Origin of the sequence: Streptomyces sp. NPDC093111 (genome assembly GCF_040683955.1) — a bacterium.
Taxonomy (GTDB): Bacteria; Actinomycetota; Actinomycetes; order Streptomycetales; family Streptomycetaceae; genus Streptomyces.
In genome coordinates, this window is sequence record NZ_JBFBNW010000040.1 from 18,853 (window position 1) to 36,965 (window position 18,113).

At 75.2% G+C, this 18,113-nt stretch carries 10 protein-coding genes and 1 pseudogene; 8 read left to right on the top strand and 3 right to left on the bottom strand.

The window, feature by feature from the left end; genetic code table 11:
• Positions 1 to 3: 3 nt before the first annotated feature.
• Positions 4 to 1,545 (bottom strand): type VII secretion protein EccB, encoded by a 1,542-nt coding sequence (eccB, locus tag AB0Q96_RS38570; protein ID WP_365333956.1) that lies wholly within the window; start codon positions 1,543 to 1,545, stop codon positions 4 to 6.
• 191 nt (positions 1,546 to 1,736) lie between these two features.
• Between eccB and eccE the strand changes: the two genes are divergently transcribed.
• The 8 genes from eccE to AB0Q96_RS38610 all read left to right on the top strand — a co-directional run bounded on the left by eccE (position 1,737) and on the right by AB0Q96_RS38610 (position 13,635).
• Entirely contained in the window at positions 1,737 to 3,062 is a 1,326-nt protein-coding gene (gene eccE / locus AB0Q96_RS38575) for a type VII secretion protein EccE (RefSeq protein WP_365333958.1), read from the top strand.
• A 437-nt stretch (positions 3,063 to 3,499) separates the two neighbouring features.
• Positions 3,500 to 4,180: a hypothetical protein gene (locus AB0Q96_RS38580; protein ID WP_365333968.1), complete on the top strand. Its 681-nt coding sequence runs from the start codon at positions 3,500 to 3,502 to the stop codon at positions 4,178 to 4,180.
• A gap of 237 nt (positions 4,181 to 4,417) precedes the next feature.
• Positions 4,418 to 7,633, top strand: a complete 3,216-nt coding sequence (locus tag AB0Q96_RS38585) for an SCO5717 family growth-regulating ATPase (RefSeq protein WP_365333960.1) — start codon at positions 4,418 to 4,420, stop codon at positions 7,631 to 7,633.
• A gap of 206 nt (positions 7,634 to 7,839) precedes the next feature.
• Positions 7,840 to 9,687, top strand: coding sequence for an ABC transporter substrate-binding protein (locus AB0Q96_RS38590; protein WP_365333970.1), 1,848 nt, complete (start codon positions 7,840 to 7,842; stop codon positions 9,685 to 9,687).
• 30 nt (positions 9,688 to 9,717) lie between these two features.
• Positions 9,718 to 10,755 carry an ABC transporter permease gene (locus tag AB0Q96_RS38595; RefSeq protein ID WP_365333962.1) on the top strand — a complete coding sequence of 346 codons (1,038 nt, stop codon included), beginning with the start codon at positions 9,718 to 9,720 and terminating at the stop codon, positions 10,753 to 10,755.
• Positions 10,752 to 11,636 carry an ABC transporter permease gene (locus AB0Q96_RS38600; RefSeq protein WP_365333964.1) on the top strand — a complete coding sequence of 295 codons (885 nt, stop codon included), beginning with the start codon at positions 10,752 to 10,754 and terminating at the stop codon, positions 11,634 to 11,636. The genes AB0Q96_RS38595 and AB0Q96_RS38600 overlap by 4 nt, the downstream gene beginning before the upstream one ends.
• Positions 11,633 to 12,598: an ABC transporter ATP-binding protein gene (locus AB0Q96_RS38605; protein ID WP_365333966.1), complete on the top strand. Its 966-nt coding sequence runs from the start codon at positions 11,633 to 11,635 to the stop codon at positions 12,596 to 12,598. The genes AB0Q96_RS38600 and AB0Q96_RS38605 overlap by 4 nt, the downstream gene beginning before the upstream one ends.
• Positions 12,599 to 12,666: 68 nt before the next feature.
• On the top strand, positions 12,667 to 13,635 hold the full coding sequence (locus tag AB0Q96_RS38610; RefSeq protein WP_365333972.1) for an ABC transporter ATP-binding protein: 969 nt from the start codon (positions 12,667 to 12,669) through the stop codon (positions 13,633 to 13,635).
• A 94-nt stretch (positions 13,636 to 13,729) separates the two neighbouring features.
• On the opposite strand, the gene AB0Q96_RS38615 is transcribed toward AB0Q96_RS38610, so the two are convergent.
• Together AB0Q96_RS38615 and AB0Q96_RS38620 are read right to left on the bottom strand one after the other, a co-directional pair.
• Complete coding sequence (locus AB0Q96_RS38615; RefSeq protein WP_365333974.1) at positions 13,730 to 14,683, bottom strand: bifunctional riboflavin kinase/FAD synthetase; 954 nt, start codon at positions 14,681 to 14,683, stop codon at positions 13,730 to 13,732.
• A 2,790-nt stretch (positions 14,684 to 17,473) separates the two neighbouring features.
• Positions 17,474 to 17,917 (bottom strand): annotated as a pseudogene (locus AB0Q96_RS38620) (trypsin-like peptidase domain-containing protein); the annotation flags it as partial.
• Positions 17,918 to 18,113: the final 196 nt, after the last annotated feature.

Here is an 18,113-nt window from a genome sequence, read left to right on the forward strand (position 1 = left end):
CCCTCACGAACCCTGCGGCTGGCGCGCGCTGTTGGTGTCGAGGCGCGGGCCCTTGGACAGGAACTCCGACCACTCCATCGGCACGGGCACCGGAGTGACCTTCTCGTAGCCGAGACGCTTCTGCGCGTCGGAGGGTTCCGGACGTCCGTCGGTCTGCTTCTGCTGCCCCGCGCCGATCTCCGAACGGCCCTTGTCGCTGTCGCCGTTGGCCTGCACCGCGTAGCGCAGCCCGGTGTCGGTGACGAGGAAGAGCGAGCCTCCGGGCGCGGACTGGCGGCCCTGGATCTGGGTGTAGAGGAGTCCGGTGCCGGGGGTGACGTACGTGCTGGTGCCGCCGGCGGTGATGTCGGCGGGGTACGCGGTGCCCGCCCACGTCGACAAGGTGGTCTGCCCCTTGTCGCCGACGCTCCGCAGGACCGAGCAGATGGTGTCGCGGGCGCCGGGGCCGCCGACGGAGTTGACCCGGTGGGGCTGCTGCTCGGGCCAGCGGCGATCGGCGGCGAACGCGGTGGCGTCGGGGCTGAGCTGGCCGAGGCTGACGCCGCTGGGCGTGCCCTCCATCTTGAGACCGTTCGTCTGCGGGGCGTTCATGAGCAGCCAGGCGGTGAAGGCGGAGATCGGCTGCACCCTGCCCTGGAGCACGAGGTAGTGCTGCGGGCCGGAGCCGGTCCGGGCGAGCAGCACCATGCCGACCTTGTCCTGCTCCTGGGTGAGGCCGCCGTTGACGCCGGCGTCGGTGCCGACGGCGCCGGGGACCACCGGATAGTCGATGGGGGTGCCGGTCTTCAGGGTGGCCAGCCAGTCGTCCGTCACCTGCTGGGGCGGCCGGTTGACGCCGAAGAGGGCCGTGGTGAGGTTCTGCGCCTTCTCGTTGACCCGGTACTTGGTGCCGGTGTGGTCGACGAGGTACTGGGCGCTCTCCTTCTGCCCCTTCACGTACAGGACCTGACCCGGGCGCAGCCTGCTCTTGTCGTCCGTGCGCCCGAGGTCCCGCTTGGCGAAGAGGAAGGTGGCCTTCTGCACGCCGCCGCCGTTGCCGCCGCCGGGCTGCTCGCACACGGCCCAGCGCTTGGCGGTGCCCGCGTCGTCGGCGGCGGGCAGCCGGTCGGGGGCGTACGGGATGCCGAGGATCGGGCCGCGCGGCGGCTTGCCCTTGTCGAGCTCCTTGTCCTCGACCTGGATGACCTGGAAGTCGTCCGGGTTGAGGAGCAGTCGGGCCGAGGCCAGGTTGAGCACCGGGTGGAGCAGGGTCTTGCGGTCCTTGCCCGTGCCGGTGGTCAGCACCACGTACCGGGTGGTCGACTGCTTTCCGACGATCACCTTGGTGCCGGGCTTGTCCCAGCCCTTGGGCGCCGTGGGCTTGAACATGCCCCAGGCGCCGAATCCGGCGAGCACCAGCGCGCCGATGATCAGGCCCGGGACGACCGCGCGCAACGGCTTGGGCGCCCCCTCCTCCGTACCCGAGGGAGAGGGTTGGAGGAATGCCGCGACCGTGCGCTTCTTCGCAAAGGTGTACGCGTTGAGCTCGTCCCGCCGTGATGCCATGAGTCCCCATTTTCGTCAGGCGCAGTCTCCGCTCGGGAGTCCGGGGATCATGGCGCCCGGGCCCCGGCCGTCGGACCGGCCCCCTACTATGCCTGCTGTCCGCCCGTGCTCGTGGGGCGGGTAGGGTGATCCAGCCGCCAATGGCCTGGCCGGCCAGGGCGATCGGGATGAATTGAGGGGGATTCTCCATCATGGCTTCCGCGACGCGGGCGCGGCCTTCTGCCGCCGCGCCCTCTTCCACGCCCTCCGTCTCCCCTTCTCCGGGGCCCGGTTCGCCCGTTCCGTCCTCGGTCGCACCGCGCCTCCAGGCCCGTCCGGGACACTTCGGTTCGTTCCGATTGCAACAGCTCGTACTGATCGAGGTCGCGGCGGCGCTGCTGCTCGTGGCCGCCGTCGTCGACAAGCTGATGCTGGTCCCCGCGGGCGTGGTCGCGGCGCTGCTCGTCCTGCTCGCGGTGGTGCGCAGGCACCGGCGTTCGCTGCCGGAGTGGCTGTCCACCTTCCTCGCGCTGCGCGCCCGGACCCGCCGGGCCGGCTCCCGGACCGTGCCCGAGGGCACCGAACCGGGGCTGGCCCCGGTCGTCGAGTGCGACCCGGCGCTGCGGACCTACGCGTACAGCGACCGCGACCGGCGTCCGGTCGGGATGATCGGCGACGGCACCTTCCTCACGGCGGTGGTCCGGGTCGAGTCCGAGGCCACCGCGCTGCGCCCGGACCGCTCGGCCCGGCCGCTGCCGGTCGGTCTCGTCCGTGACGTGCTGGCGGTGGACGGCATCCGGCTGGAGTCCGCGCAGATCGTGCAGCACACCCAGCCGGCGCCCGCGCCGCACCTGCCCGCGCAGGCGATGGCCACCCGTAACTACGCGCCGCTGCAGGCGCAGACGGGTTCGCCCGCGCTCCGCATCACCTGGATCGCGCTCAAGCTGGACCCCGAGCTGTGCCCGGAGGCGGTGGAGGCGCGCGGCGGCGGGATGGAGGGCGCGCAGAAGTGTCTCGTGCGGGCGACGGACCAGCTGGCGAGCCGGCTGGCCGGGGCCGGCTTCCGGGCCACCGTCCTCACCGAGCAGGAGCTCACGGCCGCGCTCGCCACCTCGACCTGCGCCAGCCCGATGGCGATAGCGCAGGCGGGCCGGGGGCAGGCGCAGGCGCGGCGGACCCAGGAGACGGCGCGGACCTGGCGGGTGGACGACCGGCGGCACACGACGTACTGGGTGGGGCGCTGGCCCCAGTTGGGCGGCGCGGGCGGTGCCGGGGCGTCGATGCCCCAGCTGGTGGCGCTGCTGACCTCGCTGCCCGCGCTGGCGACGACGTTCAGTCTGACGCTGAGCGGCGGTGACCGTCAGGAGGTGACGGTCACCGGACACGTACGGATCACCGGGCGCAGCGACGAGGAGCTGGTGACCGCCCGCCACGAACTGGAGCGCGCGGCGCGCGGCGTGAAGACGGGGCTGGTGCGGCTCGACCGCGAACAGGTCCCGGGCATGCTGGCGACGCTGCCGCTGGGGGGTGCGCGCTGATGTCGACGCCGGCGAACGGGCAGACGAACGGACCGATGAGCGGGCCGACGAACGGATCGATGAACGGACCGACGAACGGGCCGACGAACGGGCCGGCTTCGGGCCTGCCGAGGGGACAGGCGATGGGTCAGCCCATGGGGCAGCCCGTGGGACGGCCGATGGGACAGCCCGGCCAGCCGGTGGGTCAGATGGCGGGTCAGTCGATGGGACAGCCGGTGGGGCAGGGCGTCGGGCAGCCCGGTGGGCTGTCGGCGGGCCGGCCGACGGGGCAGGGCGCGGGCCAGCCGACGGGGCAGGGCCCCGTGGCGGGCGGCGCGGGCGGTTCCGGGGTGTCCGGCGGGCGGCCGGCCGGGGCGCCCGCGCGGCGGGCCGGCGGCGGTGCGCGCGGTGCCGGACGGCGTACGGGGCGGGGCGCGAAGCCCCGCTTCGGCTTCGGTCTGATCGGGCCGCGCCGGGACCGGCACTCCGTCCCCCTCGACCAACTCGGCGCGCTGGCCCTGCCGGTGGGCGACGACGGCCTGGTCGTCGGCGTGGACGCCGAGGGCCGGCCCGCCGTGCTCGGCATCAACCGGCCGAGCCCGTACGACGTCACGCTCATCGGCGGTCTGTGGACCGCGCAGGTGCTGGCGCTGCGGGCGGCGGCCACCGGCGCGCGGATCGCCGTGGAGACCGGCCGCGCGCAGGCGTGGACGGCGCTCGCCCAGGCGGCGGGCGGCGGGCAGCCCTGCATCACCCTGCACGACGTGGGCCGGGTCCCGCCCCAGGGCGCCTCGGCCGGCAGCCCCGTGGTCGTCATCCGCGACTGCGGCATGCGCCCGCCGCGCGGCCGGGTCGTGTCCGGGCCCTGGCAGTCCGTCGTGACCCTGCTCCCCTATCTGAGCCCGGTGGCCCCGCGGCTCCTGGAGAAGTCCTCGCTGGTCGGGGTCCAGCGGGTCTCCCCCGACGAGGCCACGCAGATCGGGCGCATCATGGGCCTTCAGCGCTCCGAGTCGGAGGCCCTGTCGACGCTCGCCGACGGCGTGACCCTGTGGTGCACACCGAACGACCGCCAGTTCGTGATGACGCAGGCGACGGACGCCGAGACCGGATTGTTGGGCGGCGCGCGGCGGATGGACTGAGCGTCCGACGAGGGCGGTGCGGGCCGGCGAAACGGCCCAAGCTGTCCCCATTTCCATGGGTTTGATTCACCGGGGGTTTCACACTCCGGTACGCGTGGGTCACTTGGGGCCCGGGCGTGTTCCGCGCGGGGCGCGGCGCGGGGCCGTCGGCCCTGCCCGACGGGCACGGTTGGCGTTTAGGGTGGGAAGGGCCCGCCCACGACGGCACAAGGGTGCGCGACCACACCAGGAGGCAAAGTGAACGGCGATCGGGACGAGATCAACGGGGGTTGGAACCCGCCCGTCGACGATCAGTCCGACGCGGACGCCGCCGAGATGACGGGTGAGTTCACGATCGACTACACCCCTCCGGCCTGGTACACCCAGAACGCGTCGGGTGGTTCGACCGGTGGCGCGCCCACTCCTCCCCCGCCGACCGGTGCGCCGGTCGCGGTGCCCGGACTCCCGGCGGCCGGCGGCTTCGAGCCGACCTGGACACCGACGCCCCCGCCCGCCGCGCCGATTCCGGCCCCCGCGCCCGCTCCGGCCCCCATGGCGAACCCGGCTCCCGTTCCGGCCCCGGCTCCGGCTCCGATGCCCGTTCCCGTGGCGCCGGTCGCTCCCGCCCCGGTCGTGCCCGCGCCCGTGGCTCCCGTCGCGTCCGCGCCGTTCGGCGGTGGTGATGTGGAGAGCGGGGCGACCATGCGCTTCTCCCCCGCCGCGCTGAAGCGCGAGATGGCGGAGCGCGACCAGGCCGCGGACCAGCCGGCCCCGGCCGAGCCCCCGGTCGCCGCGCCCACCCTTCCTCCCGTCTCCGCCCCCGCCCCCGCCACGTCCCTGGACACGAACGGGGCGCCCGAGGCCACCACGGCGGCGTCAGCGCCGGAGCCCGCGGTGGACGCGGAGCCCGCGGAGCCGGTCGCCGAGGCCGCCCCGGGCGTCGAGCCCGTCACGGCGGACGCCGAGGCGGCGCGGGACGGCGCCGACGAGACGCCCACGGCCGAGGCCGAGGACCAGGCGACCGCCGCCCCGGAGACCGAGGACGCGCCGGAGCGCGAGGCCGAGGCCCAGGAGCCCGTCGCCGCCGAGGCCGTGCCGCCGGTCCAGGACGCCGCCGAGCCCGCCCCGGCCGTCGCGCGGGACGCCACACCGGCCGAAGGCTTCGCCCTCGCGCCGCCGCCCGCCCAGCCCGCGCCCGCCGCCGACGCCCTGCCGCCCGTCGCGCCCGCGCCCGTCGCCGACACCCTGCCGCCCGTCGCGCCCGCGCCCGCCGAGCCGCAGGACGGCGTGCCCGGCCCCGGGCTGCCGCCCGCCCAGCCCGCGCCCGGCGTGGTCCCCGTACCGCCGCAGAGCACCGGGCTGCCGCCGCTGCCGCCCTCCTTCCAGCCCGCGACACCCGCGCCCGCGCCGCAGTGGCCCGCGCAGACGGCCCCGGCCGAACAGCCGCCCGCCACGCCGCTGCCCGCCGCCGCGTCCTGGCCGGCACCGCCGGTCCCGGCGCCCCCGCAGAGCGGGTACGGCTTCCCGCAGCCGCCGGTCGGCGAGCAGCCGCAGGCCCCGCAGGGTGGGTACGGCTTCCCGCAGCCGGGCCGGCCGCAGCCGTACCCGGGGCAGGACCAGCAGCCCCCGCAGGGTGGGTACGGCTTCCCCCAGCCGGGCCAGCCGCAGGCGCAGCCCCAGCCCGGGCAGGACCAGCAGCCCCCGCAGGGCGGCTACGGCTTCCCGCACCCCGGCCAGCCCCAGCCGCACCCCGGGCAGGACGCGCAGCCCCCGCAGGGTGGCTACGGCTTCCCCCAGCCCGGTCAGCCGCAGGCGCAGCCCCAGCCCGCCCCCGTACCGCCGCAGGCGCCTCAGCCGGCGCAGGGTGGGTACGGGTTCCCGCAGCCGGGGCAGCCGCAGCCGTTCCCCGGGCAGGCCCAGCCGCCGCAGGCGGGCTACGGGTTCCCGCAGCCGCAGGACGGTCCGCCCGCGCCCGTGCCGCCGCAGGCCCCGCAGCCGGGGAGCCTGCCGCCCGACTACGTCGTGCCGGCCGCGCCGGTCGACCCCCGGACCGGGGGCGCGTGGCCCACGCCCGTGACGCACGACCAGCGCGAGCGGTCCGTGCCGGGTGCCCCGCTCGGGTACAACGCGGCCGTCGAGCTCTCCTCCGACCGGCTGCTGCGCAACAACAAGCAGAAGGCCAAGTCCAGCCGCAATCCCGGCGCCTCGGCCCGGTTCAAGCTGGGCGGCAAGAAGGAGGAGGCGGAGCGGCAGCGGAAGCTGGAGCTGATCCGGACGCCGGTGCTCTCCTGCTACCGGATCGCGGTCATCTCGCTCAAGGGCGGCGTCGGCAAGACGACGACCACCACCGCGCTGGGCGCGACCCTGGCCACCGAGCGGCAGGACAAGATCCTGGCGATCGACGCCAACCCGGACGCCGGCACGCTCGGGCGCCGGGTGCGCCGCGAGACCGGGGCGACCATCCGCGACCTGGTGCAGGCGATCCCGTACCTCCACTCGTACATGGACATCCGCCGCTTCACCTCGCAGGCGCCGTCCGGTCTGGAGATCCTCGCCAACGACGTGGACCCGGCCGTCTCGACGACCTTCAACGACGAGGACTACCGGCGGGCGATCGACGTCCTGGGCAAGCAGTACCCGATCATCCTGACCGACTCCGGCACCGGTCTGCTGTACAGCGCGATGCGCGGGGTGCTCGACCTGGCCGATCAGCTGATCATCATCTCCACGCCGTCCGTGGACGGCGCCTCCAGCGCCTCCACGACGCTCGACTGGCTGTCCGCGCACGGGTACGCGGAGCTGGTGCAGCGTTCGATCACGGTCATCTCGGGGGTCCGCGAGACCGGCAAGATGATCAAGGTCGAGGACATCGTGCAGCACTTCCAGACGCGCTGCCGCGGGGTGGTCGTGGTGCCCTTCGACGAGCACCTGGCGGCCGGCGCCGAGGTCGACCTCGACATGATGCGGCCGAAGACCCGCGAGGCGTACTTCCACCTCTCGGCGATGGTGGCCGAGGACTTCGTCCGGGCCCAGCAGGCGCAGGGGCTGTGGGCCGGCGACGGCCAGGGCGGGCTGCCGCCGCACATGGCCCCGCCGATGCCGGGCCACCCGATGCCGCCCGGGCAGCCGGTGCCGGGCCTGCCCGCACCCGGTCAGCCGATGCCCGGGCAGCCCGTGCCCGGTCAGCCGTACCCGCCGCAGCAGCCGTACCCGCAGCAGGGGCAGCCCGCTCCGGGCCAGCCGTACCCGGGCCAGCCCTACCCGCAGCAGGGTCAGCCGGGTCAGCCGTACGGAGGACCGCCCGCACCCGGACAGGCGTACGCGGCACAGCCCGGTCAGCCCGCCGTGCCGCAGGGCTGGCAGCAGCCGCCGGCGCAGCCGCTCCCGCCGCAGGCCGAGCCGCAGGGGCAGGTCCCGCCGCCCAACTGGCCGCAGCAGCAGCCTCCGCAGGCTCCGCCAGCCCCTCAGCAGTAAGGCGTCACAGGAGTAGACCAATGAGACCCCGTACCGGTGTTCCGGTACGGGGTCTTCTGGCATTCCCGCAGCCCACACGGGGTTTGAGACATCGTTGACGACGGCAGACCACCGCTGATACACCTTCGCTTCATCCATCGTCAGCCCAAGATCCACGGCACTTCCCCCGACGCACGCATCCCGACGCGAGGTCACGTCCCATGGTCATGGTCACGAAGGCTCCACCCCGTCCGGCACCCACCCGCAGAGCACTCCGCCTCCTCGTCGCCGGCGGGGTCGCCGCCGCCTCGCTCGTGGCCGTCCCGCAGACGGCGCAGGCCGCGCGGGCCGAGGACGGCAAGGCGGGCTCCGGCACCACGCTCACCGTCGCCGTCTCGCAGAGCGTCGACTCCCTGTCGCCCTTCCTGGCCCAGAAGCTGGTCTCCACCAGCATCCACCGGCTGGCCTACGAGTACCTGACCAACTACGACCCGAAGGACGCGCACACCGTCCCGGGCCTGGCGACCGCGTGGAAGTCCTCGCCGGACAAGCTCACCTGGACCTACACGATCCGCAAGGACTCGAAGTGGTCCGACGGGCAGCGGGCCACCGCCGAGGACGCGGCGTGGACCTTCCGGAAGATGATGACCGACCCGAACGCGGCGACGGCCAACGGCAGCTTCACGGCCAACTTCAAGACGGTCAGCGCGCCGGACCCGCAGACCCTCGTCATCGAGCTGAAGCAGCCGCAGGCGACGATGACGGCGCTGGACGTGCCGATCGTGCCCAAGCACGTGTGGGAGAAGGTCGCGGACTTCTCCAAGTTCAACAACGACCGGCAGTTCCCGATCGTCGGCAACGGCCCCTTCGTCATCACCGACTACAAGGTCGACCAGTACATCAAGCTGAAGCCCAACAAGGACTTCTGGCGCGGGGCGCCCAAGTTCGACGAGCTGGTCTTCAAGTACTACAAGGACGGGGACGCGGCCGTCGCCGCCCTCCAGAAGGGCGAGGTGTCCTTCGTACCGAACCTGACGCCCGCCCAGGCCGCGGCGCTGAAGACCCAGAAGGACATCAAGGTCAACGACGCCCCCGGCCGCCGCTTCTTCGCGCTGGCCACCAACCCGGGCGCCCGCGCCAAGGACGGCAGGACCTTCGGCAACGGGAACAAGGCGCTGCTCGACCCGGAGGTGCGCAAGGCGCTCTTCCTCGCGGTGGACCGCGCCACCCTCGTCGACAAGGTCTTCCAGGGCCACGCCGTCGAGGGCGAGGGCTACATCCCGCCGCGCTTCGGCTCGTACTTCTGGCAGCCCTCCGCCGAGCAGAAGCGCGGCTACGACCCCGCCAGGGCCGAGCAGGTCCTCGACGCCGCCGGATACCGCAAGGACGGCGACGGGAAGCGGGTCGGCAAGGACGGCAAGCCGCTCGACCTGCGCATCCTGTGCCACGCCACCGACCCGAACGACAAGGCGGTCGGCAAGTACCTCCAGGAGTGGTGGGGCAAGCTGGGCATCGGCCTGAAGGTCGAGTGCCTCGACAGCGTCTCCGACCCGTGGGTCAAGGGCGACTACGACCTCGCCTTCGACGGCTGGTCGGTCAACCCCGACCCGGACTACGTCCTGTCGATCCACACCTGCGGCGCGCTGCCCGCGACCCCGAAGGACTCCGGCGCCACCGACAACTTCATCTGCGACCCGCGCTTCGACGCGCTGTACGCGCAGCAGGCCGTCGAGTACGACGCCGCCAAGCGGTCCGGTCTGGTCAAGCAGATGCAGGCGCGGCTGTACGACACCGGGTACATGAACGTCCTCGCGTACCCGAACGCCCTGGAGGCGTACCGCACCGACCAGATCAGCTCCATCACGACGATGCCCGAGGCGGCCGGCAACCTCTGGGGCCAGGACGGCTACTGGAGCTGGTGGTCGGCCGTGCCCGCCGCCCAGGCCTCCGACGAGACCTCCGGCTCCTCCTCCACCGGGGTGATCGTCGGGATCGGCGCCGCCGTGGTGGTGCTCCTCGGCATCGGGCTCTTCCTGGGCATGCGCCGCCGCTCCACCTCCGACGACCGCGAGTAGCCGGTGACGAGCGCAAGCACTCCCGCCTCCGTGGCACGGACCGAACCGGTCCGTGCCACGGAGGGCGGCGCACCACGGTCCGCCACCGCCCTCGCGTATCTGCGCCACGCGGCGGGGAAGGTGGCCGGCGCGGCCGTCTCCCTCCTCGCCGTGCTCGTCACCAGCTTCTTCCTCTTCCGGATCATCCCCGGCGACCCGGTCAAGGCGATGACCCACGGGCTGCCGACCTCGGCCGAGCAACTGGCCACGCTGCGGCACCAGTTCGGCCTCGACCAGCCGCTGTGGCAGCAGTTCGCCGACTACTGCGCCAAGGCGCTGAGCGGCGACCTCGGCACGTCCTTCCAGTTCCGCGCCCCGGTCGGCGAGCTCATCGCCCAGAAGCTGCCCGCGACCCTGCTGCTCACCGGCACGGCCGTGGTGCTCTACTCGGCGCTCGGGCTGTGGCTCGGCACCCGCTCGGCCTGGCGCCACGGCAGCCTCGGCGACCGGCTGAACACCGGGGTGGCGCTGACCCTGTGGTCGGTGCCGTCGTTCTGGCTCGGGCTGCTGCTGATCATCGTGTTCTCGGTGGGCATGGGCCCGATCCCGGGGCTCTTCCCGACCGGCGGCATGGAGTCCGGCACCGGCGAGACCGGCTTCGGGTACGCGCTCGACGTGGCCCACCACATGGTGCTCCCGGTGCTGACCCTGGTCGCCGTGGGCTACGCGCAGACCCTGCTGGTGATGCGCTCCTCGCTCCTGGACGAGATGGGCGGCGACTACCTGACCACCGCGCGGGCGAAGGGGCTGCGCGACGACGTCGTACGGCGCCGGCACGCCGTGCCGAACGCGCTGCTGCCGACGGTGACGATGGTCTTCATCAACCTCGGGCACGTGATCGCCGGTTCGATCCTGGTGGAGACGGTGTTCTCCTGGCCGGGGCTCGGCGGGCTGTTCTACCAGGGCCTGAGCGTGCCCGATCTGCCGCTGGTGCAGGGCCTGTTCGTGGTCTTCGCCGGCGCGATGATCGTGATGAACCTGATCGCCGACCTGCTCTATCCGCTGCTCGACCCCCGGGTGGGCCGATGACCTCTCTGACCTGGGAACGCCGGCGCGGCACCGTCGTCCGCTTCTGGAGTTCCTACCGCACCCACCGGGCCGGCCTGTACGGCCTGCTGGGGCTCGCCCTGATCGCGCTGCTCGCGCTGACCGCGCCGCTGACCGTCGGTGCCGACGTGCAGTCGGTGACGAACGCACCGGGCACGGCCCTGGAGCCGCCGAGTGCCGAATTCCCCCTGGGCACCGACCAGTTCGGGCGCTCACTGCTTGGCCTGCTGGTGTGGGGGGCGCGGATCTCGCTGCTCGTCGGGCTGCTCGCGGCGACCCTGTCCGTCGCCATCGGCACCCTCGTCGGGATCATCGCCGGGCACTACGGAGGCTGGTTCTCCACCGTCGTCATGCGGATCACCGACTGGTTCCTGGTGATGCCGACACTGGTCCTCGCGATCGTCCTGGCGACCGTGATGTCCCGGTCGATGTGGACGGTGGTCCTCGCGATCGGCGTGACCAGCTGGCCGACGACGGCCCGGCTGGTGCGGGCGCAGACGATCGCGGTGGAGTCCCGCCCGTACATCGAACGGGCGACCGCGCTCGGCGGCGGGCACGGGCACGTCATGACCCGGCACGTGCTGCCGAACGTCATGCCGCTGGTCCTCGCCCAGACCACGCTCGGCATCTCGACGGCCATCCTCACCGAGGCGACCCTGGCCTTCCTCGGGCTCGGCGACCCCACCGTCGTCTCCTGGGGCGGGATGCTCCAGGACGCGCGCGAGGCGGGCGCCGTCTCGTCCGGCCACTGGTGGTACCTGGCCCCGCCCGGGATCGCCATCGCGCTGGTCGCGCTCGCGTTCACGCTGTGCGGGCGGGCCGTGGAGGCCGTGCTCAACCCGAAGCTGGGGGTGGGTCGATGACCCTGTTGGAGGTACGGAACCTGAGCGTGACGTACGGGTCGGGGGCGGCGGCCGTCCCCGCCGTGCGCGGGGTCGACCTGAGCCTGCCCGCCGGGAGCAAGCTGGGCGTGGCCGGCGAGTCCGGCTGCGGGAAGTCGACGATGGCGCTCGCGCTGCTGCGGCTGCTGCCCGCCTCGGCGCGGATGACCGGGGAGATCCTGCTCGACGGCGAGGACGTCCTCACCATGAAGTGGGGGCGGCTGCGCGCGGTGCGCTGGGCGGGCGCGTCGATCGTCTTCCAGGGCGCCATGCACTCGCTGAACGCGGTCCGGCGGATCGGCGACCAGATCGCCGAGCCGCTGCTCGTGCACGGCCGGTCCACCCCGGCGGCGGCCCGCCGCCGGGCCGGTGAGCTGCTGGAGCACGTGGGGCTGCCGGCCGCGCGGGCGGCGGCCTATCCGCACGAGCTGTCCGGCGGGCAGCGGCAGCGCGTGATGATCGCGATGGCGCTGGCCTGCGATCCGCGGCTGATCGTGGCCGACGAGCCGACGACCGCGCTCGACGTGATGATCCAGGCGCAGATCCTGCGCCTGATCGAGCGGCTGGTCGCCGAGCAGGACATCGGTCTGCTGATGATCAGCCACGATCTGGCCGTGCTCGCCGACACCTGCGACCGGCTCGCGGTGATGTACGCGGGGCGGGTCGTCGAGGAGGGCCCGGCGAAGGCCGTGTACGAGGCCGCCGCGCACCCCTACGGGCGGGCGCTGTCCGGGGCCTTCCCGCGGATCGGCGACCCGGCCTCCCGGCGCGCCCCGCGCGGACTGCCGGGCGACCCGCCGGACCCGTCGGCGCTGCCGGGCGGCTGCACCTTCCACCCCCGCTGCCCGGTGGCGGTGGACCTCTGCGCGGAGCGGGACCAGGAACTGCGGGACGCGGGCGCGGGGCGCCGGGCGGCCTGCGTACACGTGGGGAGCACCACTTGAGCACGGGTACGGGTACGGGCACGGACCGGGGTACGGGCGCGGGCGCGCCGGACGGGGGGCCCGGGCCGCTGCTGTCGGCGCGCGGGCTGCGGGTCGTCTTCCCCGGGCGGCGGGGCGGTCCGGCCGCCCGGGCGGTGGACGGGGTGGACCTCGACATCGGCGCGGGCGAGATCGTGGCCCTGGTCGGCGAGTCGGGGTGCGGCAAGACGACGCTGGCCCGGTCGCTGCTGGGCCTGGTCCGCCCGAGCGGCGGCCAGGTGGCGTTCGCGGGGGCGCCGCTGGCGTACTCGGGGAAGGCGCTGAAGGCGTACCGCAAGCGGGCCCAGCTGGTGCTCCAGGACCCGAGCGGCTCGCTGAACCCTCGGCACACGGTGTACGACGCGGTGGCGGAGGGGCTGCGCATCCACGGGTACCCGGGCGACGAACGGGCCGCGGTCTGCGAGGCGCTGTCCCGGGCGGGGCTGCGGCCGCCGGAGCGGTTCCTGCTGCGCTATCCGCACGAGCTGTCCGGCGGGCAGCGGCAGCGGGTGGTCATCGCGGGCGCGCTGGTCCTGGAGCCCGAGCTGATCGTGGCGGACGAGCCGGTCGCCTCGCTGGACGCGTCGGTGCGCGGCGAGATCCTGGCGCTGCTGCTGCGGCTGCGCGACGAGCTGGGCCTGTCGGCGCTGGTCGTGACGCACGACCTGGGGCTCGCGTGGAACATCGCGGACCGGGTGGCGGTGATGTACCTGGGCCGGATCGTGGAGACCGGTCCGGTCGAGTCCGTCCTGACGGATCCTCAGCATCCGTACACGCAGGCCCTGTTGTCGGTGCTGCCGGAGTCCGGCGGCGAGCCGGTGGTGCTGACCGGCGAGCCCCCGGACCCCGCCCGCGTGCCGTCCGGCTGCCGCTTCCACGTGCGCTGCCAGGTGCTCGCCGCGGGCCGGGCCGCCGAGGTGGCGGACCGCTGCCGGACCGAGGACCTTCCGCTCCTCGCGGGCGGCGGGCACCGGGCGGCGGCCTGCCACTGGGCGGAACGGGAGGCGGTAGGGGGCTGAGCGCGGGTGCCCGTGGGCCCTGGGGCGGGTGTCCCGGCCCCGGGGCCCGGTGCGCGGGCCGTGGCCCCGCCCGTCGGCCGACGGCGGGAGGGCGTCAGCCCCGGTCGTACGCGTCGGTGAGCTCGCGGCTGCGCTTGACGTCGTCGGCCATCGCCGCGAGCAGGTCGTCGAGGGTGTCGAACTTGAGCATGCCGCGCACGTACGCCAGGAAGTCGACGGCCACGTGCAGCCCGTACAGGTCCAGGCCCACGCGGTCGATCGCGTACGCCTCGACGGTCCGCTCCGTGCCGTCGAACTGCGGGTTGGTGCCCACCGAGATCGCGGCGGGCATCCGCTCGCCGTCGGCCGTCAGCCAGCCCGCGTAGACGCCGTCGGCCGGGATCGCGGTGTGCGGCAGGGTCTCGACGTTGGCCGTCGGGAAGCCCAGCTCGCGGCCTCGCTGGGCGCCGCGCACGACGATGCCCTCGACCCGGTGCGGGCGGCCCAGGATCTCGGCGGCGCCGGCCATGTCGCCCTCGGCGACCAGACGCCGGGTGAGCGTCGAGGAGAACGGCTCCCCGCCGCCCGCCGCGCCGGTCACGCGCAGGTCGATGACCTCGACGTCGTAGTCGTACGTGGCGCCCAGCTCGGCCAGGACGGCGACGTTGCCGGCGGCGCGGTGGCCGAAGCGGAAGTTCGGGCCCTCGATGACGCGCTTGGCGTGCAGCTTGTCGACCAGGACCTTCACGATGAAGTCCGCCGGGGACAGCTGGGAGAACTCGGACGTGAACGGCAGGATCAGCAGCGCGTCCACGCCCAGCTCCGCCATCAGCTCGGCGCGCCGGTGGTGCGGGGCGAGCAGCGGCGGGTGGCTGCCGGGGCGCACCACCTCGGAGGGGTGGGGGTCGAAGGTGACGACGACCGAGGGGATGCCGAGCTCGCGGGCGCGCTCCACGGCACGCCCGATGATCAGCTGGTGCCCGCGGTGCACCCCGTCGTAGGAGCCGATGGTGACGACGCTGCGCCCCCAGTCCTGGGGGATGTCCTCCAAGCCACGCCAGCGCTGCACTGTGACCGCTCCTCGTCCGCCTGTACCCAAGTCCGCGTGTACGCCTGTTGGCGCAGGTCTAAGACTGCCATGAGCATGCGGCCACGTCGGCATCGGCATGGGTGAGGTGACCTTCGTTACGGCGCGCGGCCCGGCGCACAGGACCTCGCGGAGCTCGGCGCGCAGGAAGCGGGAGGCGCCGGTGCCGGGTGCGGCGAGGACGGGGGCGAGGGCGGCGCGGACGGCCGGCTGGGGTCCGGTGAGCAGCCGGACGACCAGCGGATGGAGCACGCAGCGGGCCGTCGGCCCCTCTTCGAGCCGGGTGTCGACGAAGGCCGCGACCAGGGCGGCGCCCTCCGGGTGCCGCTCGGCGTACTCGGCGACGAGCTCGGCGGCGCGGCGGGCGAGACGGGGGGTGGGGACCGTGGCGAGCAGCCGCAGCACGGCCGCGGGTTCGTGGCCGTGCAGCCGGCCGCGGAGGGCGTCGAGGACGGCGTCGGGGTGGGTGGTGAGGGCGGCGCCGAGCGCGTCGACGGGCACGGCCGGTTCGGCGAGGGCGCGCGGCAGGTGCCGGGCGCGGGAGTCCGGGTCGCGGACGAGCAGGGCGAGCGCGGGCCCGTGCAGGGCGCGGTCGGCGGGCCGGGCGAGCAGGGCGAGGGCCGCGAAGCGCAGCGTGGCCCGCTCGGCGTCGCCGGTGAGGTGGGGGGCGACGAGCCGCCCGTACACCGCGGCGGCGGTGCGCCGTTCGGGGCGCCCGTCGTCGTGGGCCCAGCGGTCGACGGCCCGGCAGAGCGCGGCCGGCTCGTCCTCGGCGAGCGCGCCGAGCAGCCCGTCGGCGAGCGGGTGGGCGGTGGTGACCAGGGCCTCGCACAGGTCGTCGACGGCGAGCCCGCGGTGGGTGTGCAGCACCGCCTGCGCGGCGGTGCCGACGGTGGCCCCGGGGGCGGCGGCCAGCGGCCGTTCGTCGCCGAACCAGCGGCACAGCAGCGGCTGCACGCCCCGCGGGTCGGCCGCGAGCAGCCCGGCGACGGCGTCGAGGAAGCGCGGCGGGGTGTCCGGCCCGGGGGCCGGGTCCGCGGGCACCAGCCGCCGCAGCAGGTCCAGCCGCTCCCCCTCGGGCAGCCGCAGCACCGCCCAGAAGCGGGCCCCGAAGCCGGGGAAGCCGTCGGGGGCGCCGGGCCGCGCCCCGACGTGGTCGGCGAGGCGGCGCAGGAGGGGCAGGTACGGCCTGAGGTCGCGGATCCCGTCCAGGGCTCCGGCGAGCAGCCGCGAGGCCCACCAGACCCCTTCGGCGGCCCCGCTCGGGCCCGGCACCGGGAGGTGTGCCGGGGCCCGCCCGGCCGCTCCCGCGTCGGCACTCGCGTCGGCTCTCTCGTCGGCTCCCGCGTCGGCGAAGTCCGCGAGGGCGTCCGCCAGCGTGCCGAGCCGGGCCGACAGGGCCTCCGGGCCCTCGTCCTCGTGGAGGTGGTGGAGGGCCTGGAGGACCGGGCCGATGCGGTGGCGGGGCACCGGGAAGCCGTGGTGCGGGACCGGCCGGCGGATCAGGGTGTCGAGGGCGCGGTCGATGTCGAGGTGGGCGCCCTGGAGCCAGTCGGCGAGCTCCTCGTGGGCGAAGCGGTAGCCGGCGCCCGCGGGGACCAGCAGGGCCTCGGTGAGGACGGCGGAGGCCCAGCCGGTGGGCCAGGGGAAGAGCTCCTCGAAGGACTCCCGGTCCAGCTCCCCCTGCCCGGGGCCGAGGCAGCGGCGGGCGGCCTCGTGGACCTGGCCGCTGACCCGGGCGGCGAGCCGCCGCACGTCCGTCCCGCGCACGACGGGCCGGGTGCCGGCGGCGATCCGCACCGCGACCCGCAGGCACATCAGGGCGAGGTGGGCCGCGAAGACCTCGTCCCGGCCGGGGCGGCCGGCGGCCTCGCCGCGGGTGGCGGCGCGGATCTCGCCGAGCAGCCGCAGGGCCAGCGGGTGGCGGGCGTCCTCCTCGGCGATCGCGTCGTCGGGGACGGCGTGGTGGCGCCGGGCCTCGCGGGCCGCGGCCTCGGTGAGCCCACCGAGGGCGACGGTCCTCGGCTCCGTGACGTACAGCGGCCCGGCCTGCTCCCAGTGTTCCGGGCGGCAGGCGGTCACCAGCCGGGCCCCGTGGGCGGCGAGCCACTGCTCGGTGGCGGCGGTCCAGGCGGCCAGGCGGTGGGCGAGCGCCGGGGGCATCTCCTCGGGGCCGTCGAGGAGCACCAGGAGCGGCCGGTGGGCGGCGCGGGCGAGGGCGGCGGCCTGCTCGGGGGTGGCGCTCGCGGGGTCGCCCGGGGTGCCGGAGGCGGCGGCGACCCGCCCGGCGCGGTGCAGGGCCCGGCCGATCGCTTCGGCCACGGAGCGGTCGTCGGAGCGCAGGTCGGCGCCGCGCAGCCAGACGGTGGGCGCCGGGGCCGGGCCCCGGGCGCGCCGGGCGGCGAGGCCCGCGAGGGCGGTGCTGCGGCCGGTGCCGGGCACGCCGACGACGGCGAGGACGAGGGATTCGCCGTCGTCCCGGACCCGTGCGACGGGGAGCTCCTCGCGGGCGCCGGTGGTGGTGGCGGTCAGCTCCAGGACCCCGGCCAGGTTGAGGTCGCGGCCGTAGGCGGGGACGGTGGCGGCGTTGCGCAGCAGCAGCGCGGCGAGCGGCCCGGCGGGCGGGAGCGGCGGGGCCGGCGGCGGCCCGGAGGAGCCCGTGGCGGCCGAGGCGGGTGTCAGGGGGGCCGCGTGCGGCGGGCAGGGGATCGGCAGGGCGTGGCCGGCGGCGCGCCGGTCGCCGTGCCGGGCGGTGCCGAGGACGGCGAGGACGGCTCCGGTGGCGGGGTCGAGGACGGGGCCTCCGACGGCGGGGCCGCCGGCCTGCAGCGCTTCGGCGCCCTCGGTGCCGATGGCCAGTTCCAGGGCGGGGCCCGCGGTGCCGCCGAGGACGCGCGCCTCGCGCCAGCCGTGCGCGGGGATCCGTACGTACGTGCCGGGCTCGATGCCCCGGCGGGCGGCCAGGGGCAGCGGGCGGGCGGTCAGTCCTTCGGCGCGGACGAGGGCGAGCCCGCTGTCGGGCAGCAGGGTGAGGTCGGCGGGGCCGACCCGGAGGGTGCGGCCGTCGGGGGTGCGCAGCAGGAGGGCGGTGCGGCCCTCGACCACCTCGTGGCCGGTGAGCACCGTGCCCTGGTGGTCGGCGAGGAATCCGGTGCCACACGGCCGGCCGGCCGGATCCTCGATCCGCACCAGCTCCGCCAGGTCCCCGCTCCCCATGGTCCGACGGTAGGTCGACGGTGATCACCGGGAAAAGCTCAGGAGCGAACGCGCCCCCTCGCACTCCCCCCGTTCACCTCAAGCGCCTGCCCGAACGGGTGAGCAGGCGATCTCGGCCGGGACAGGAACCGGGCGGAGGGGGATCGTGGGGCGGGGCCCCCCGCGGGGCCCCCCCCCCCGGGGGCCCCCGAAAAAC

Bases quoted from the DNA above. Each gene is read 5' to 3' on its own strand.
- eccB (WP_365333956.1), bottom strand. From the start codon at position 1,545: ATGGCATCACGGCGGGACGAGCTCAACGCGTACACCTTTGCGAAGAAG.
- eccE (WP_365333958.1), top strand. From the start codon at position 1,737: ATGGCTTCCGCGACGCGGGCGCGGCCTTCTGCCGCCGCGCCCTCTTCC.
- AB0Q96_RS38600 (WP_365333964.1), top strand. From the start codon at position 10,752: ATGACCTCTCTGACCTGGGAACGCCGGCGCGGCACCGTCGTCCGCTTC.
- AB0Q96_RS38590 (WP_365333970.1), top strand. From the start codon at position 7,840: ATGGTCACGAAGGCTCCACCCCGTCCGGCACCCACCCGCAGAGCACTC.
- AB0Q96_RS38605 (WP_365333966.1), top strand. From the start codon at position 11,633: ATGACCCTGTTGGAGGTACGGAACCTGAGCGTGACGTACGGGTCGGGG.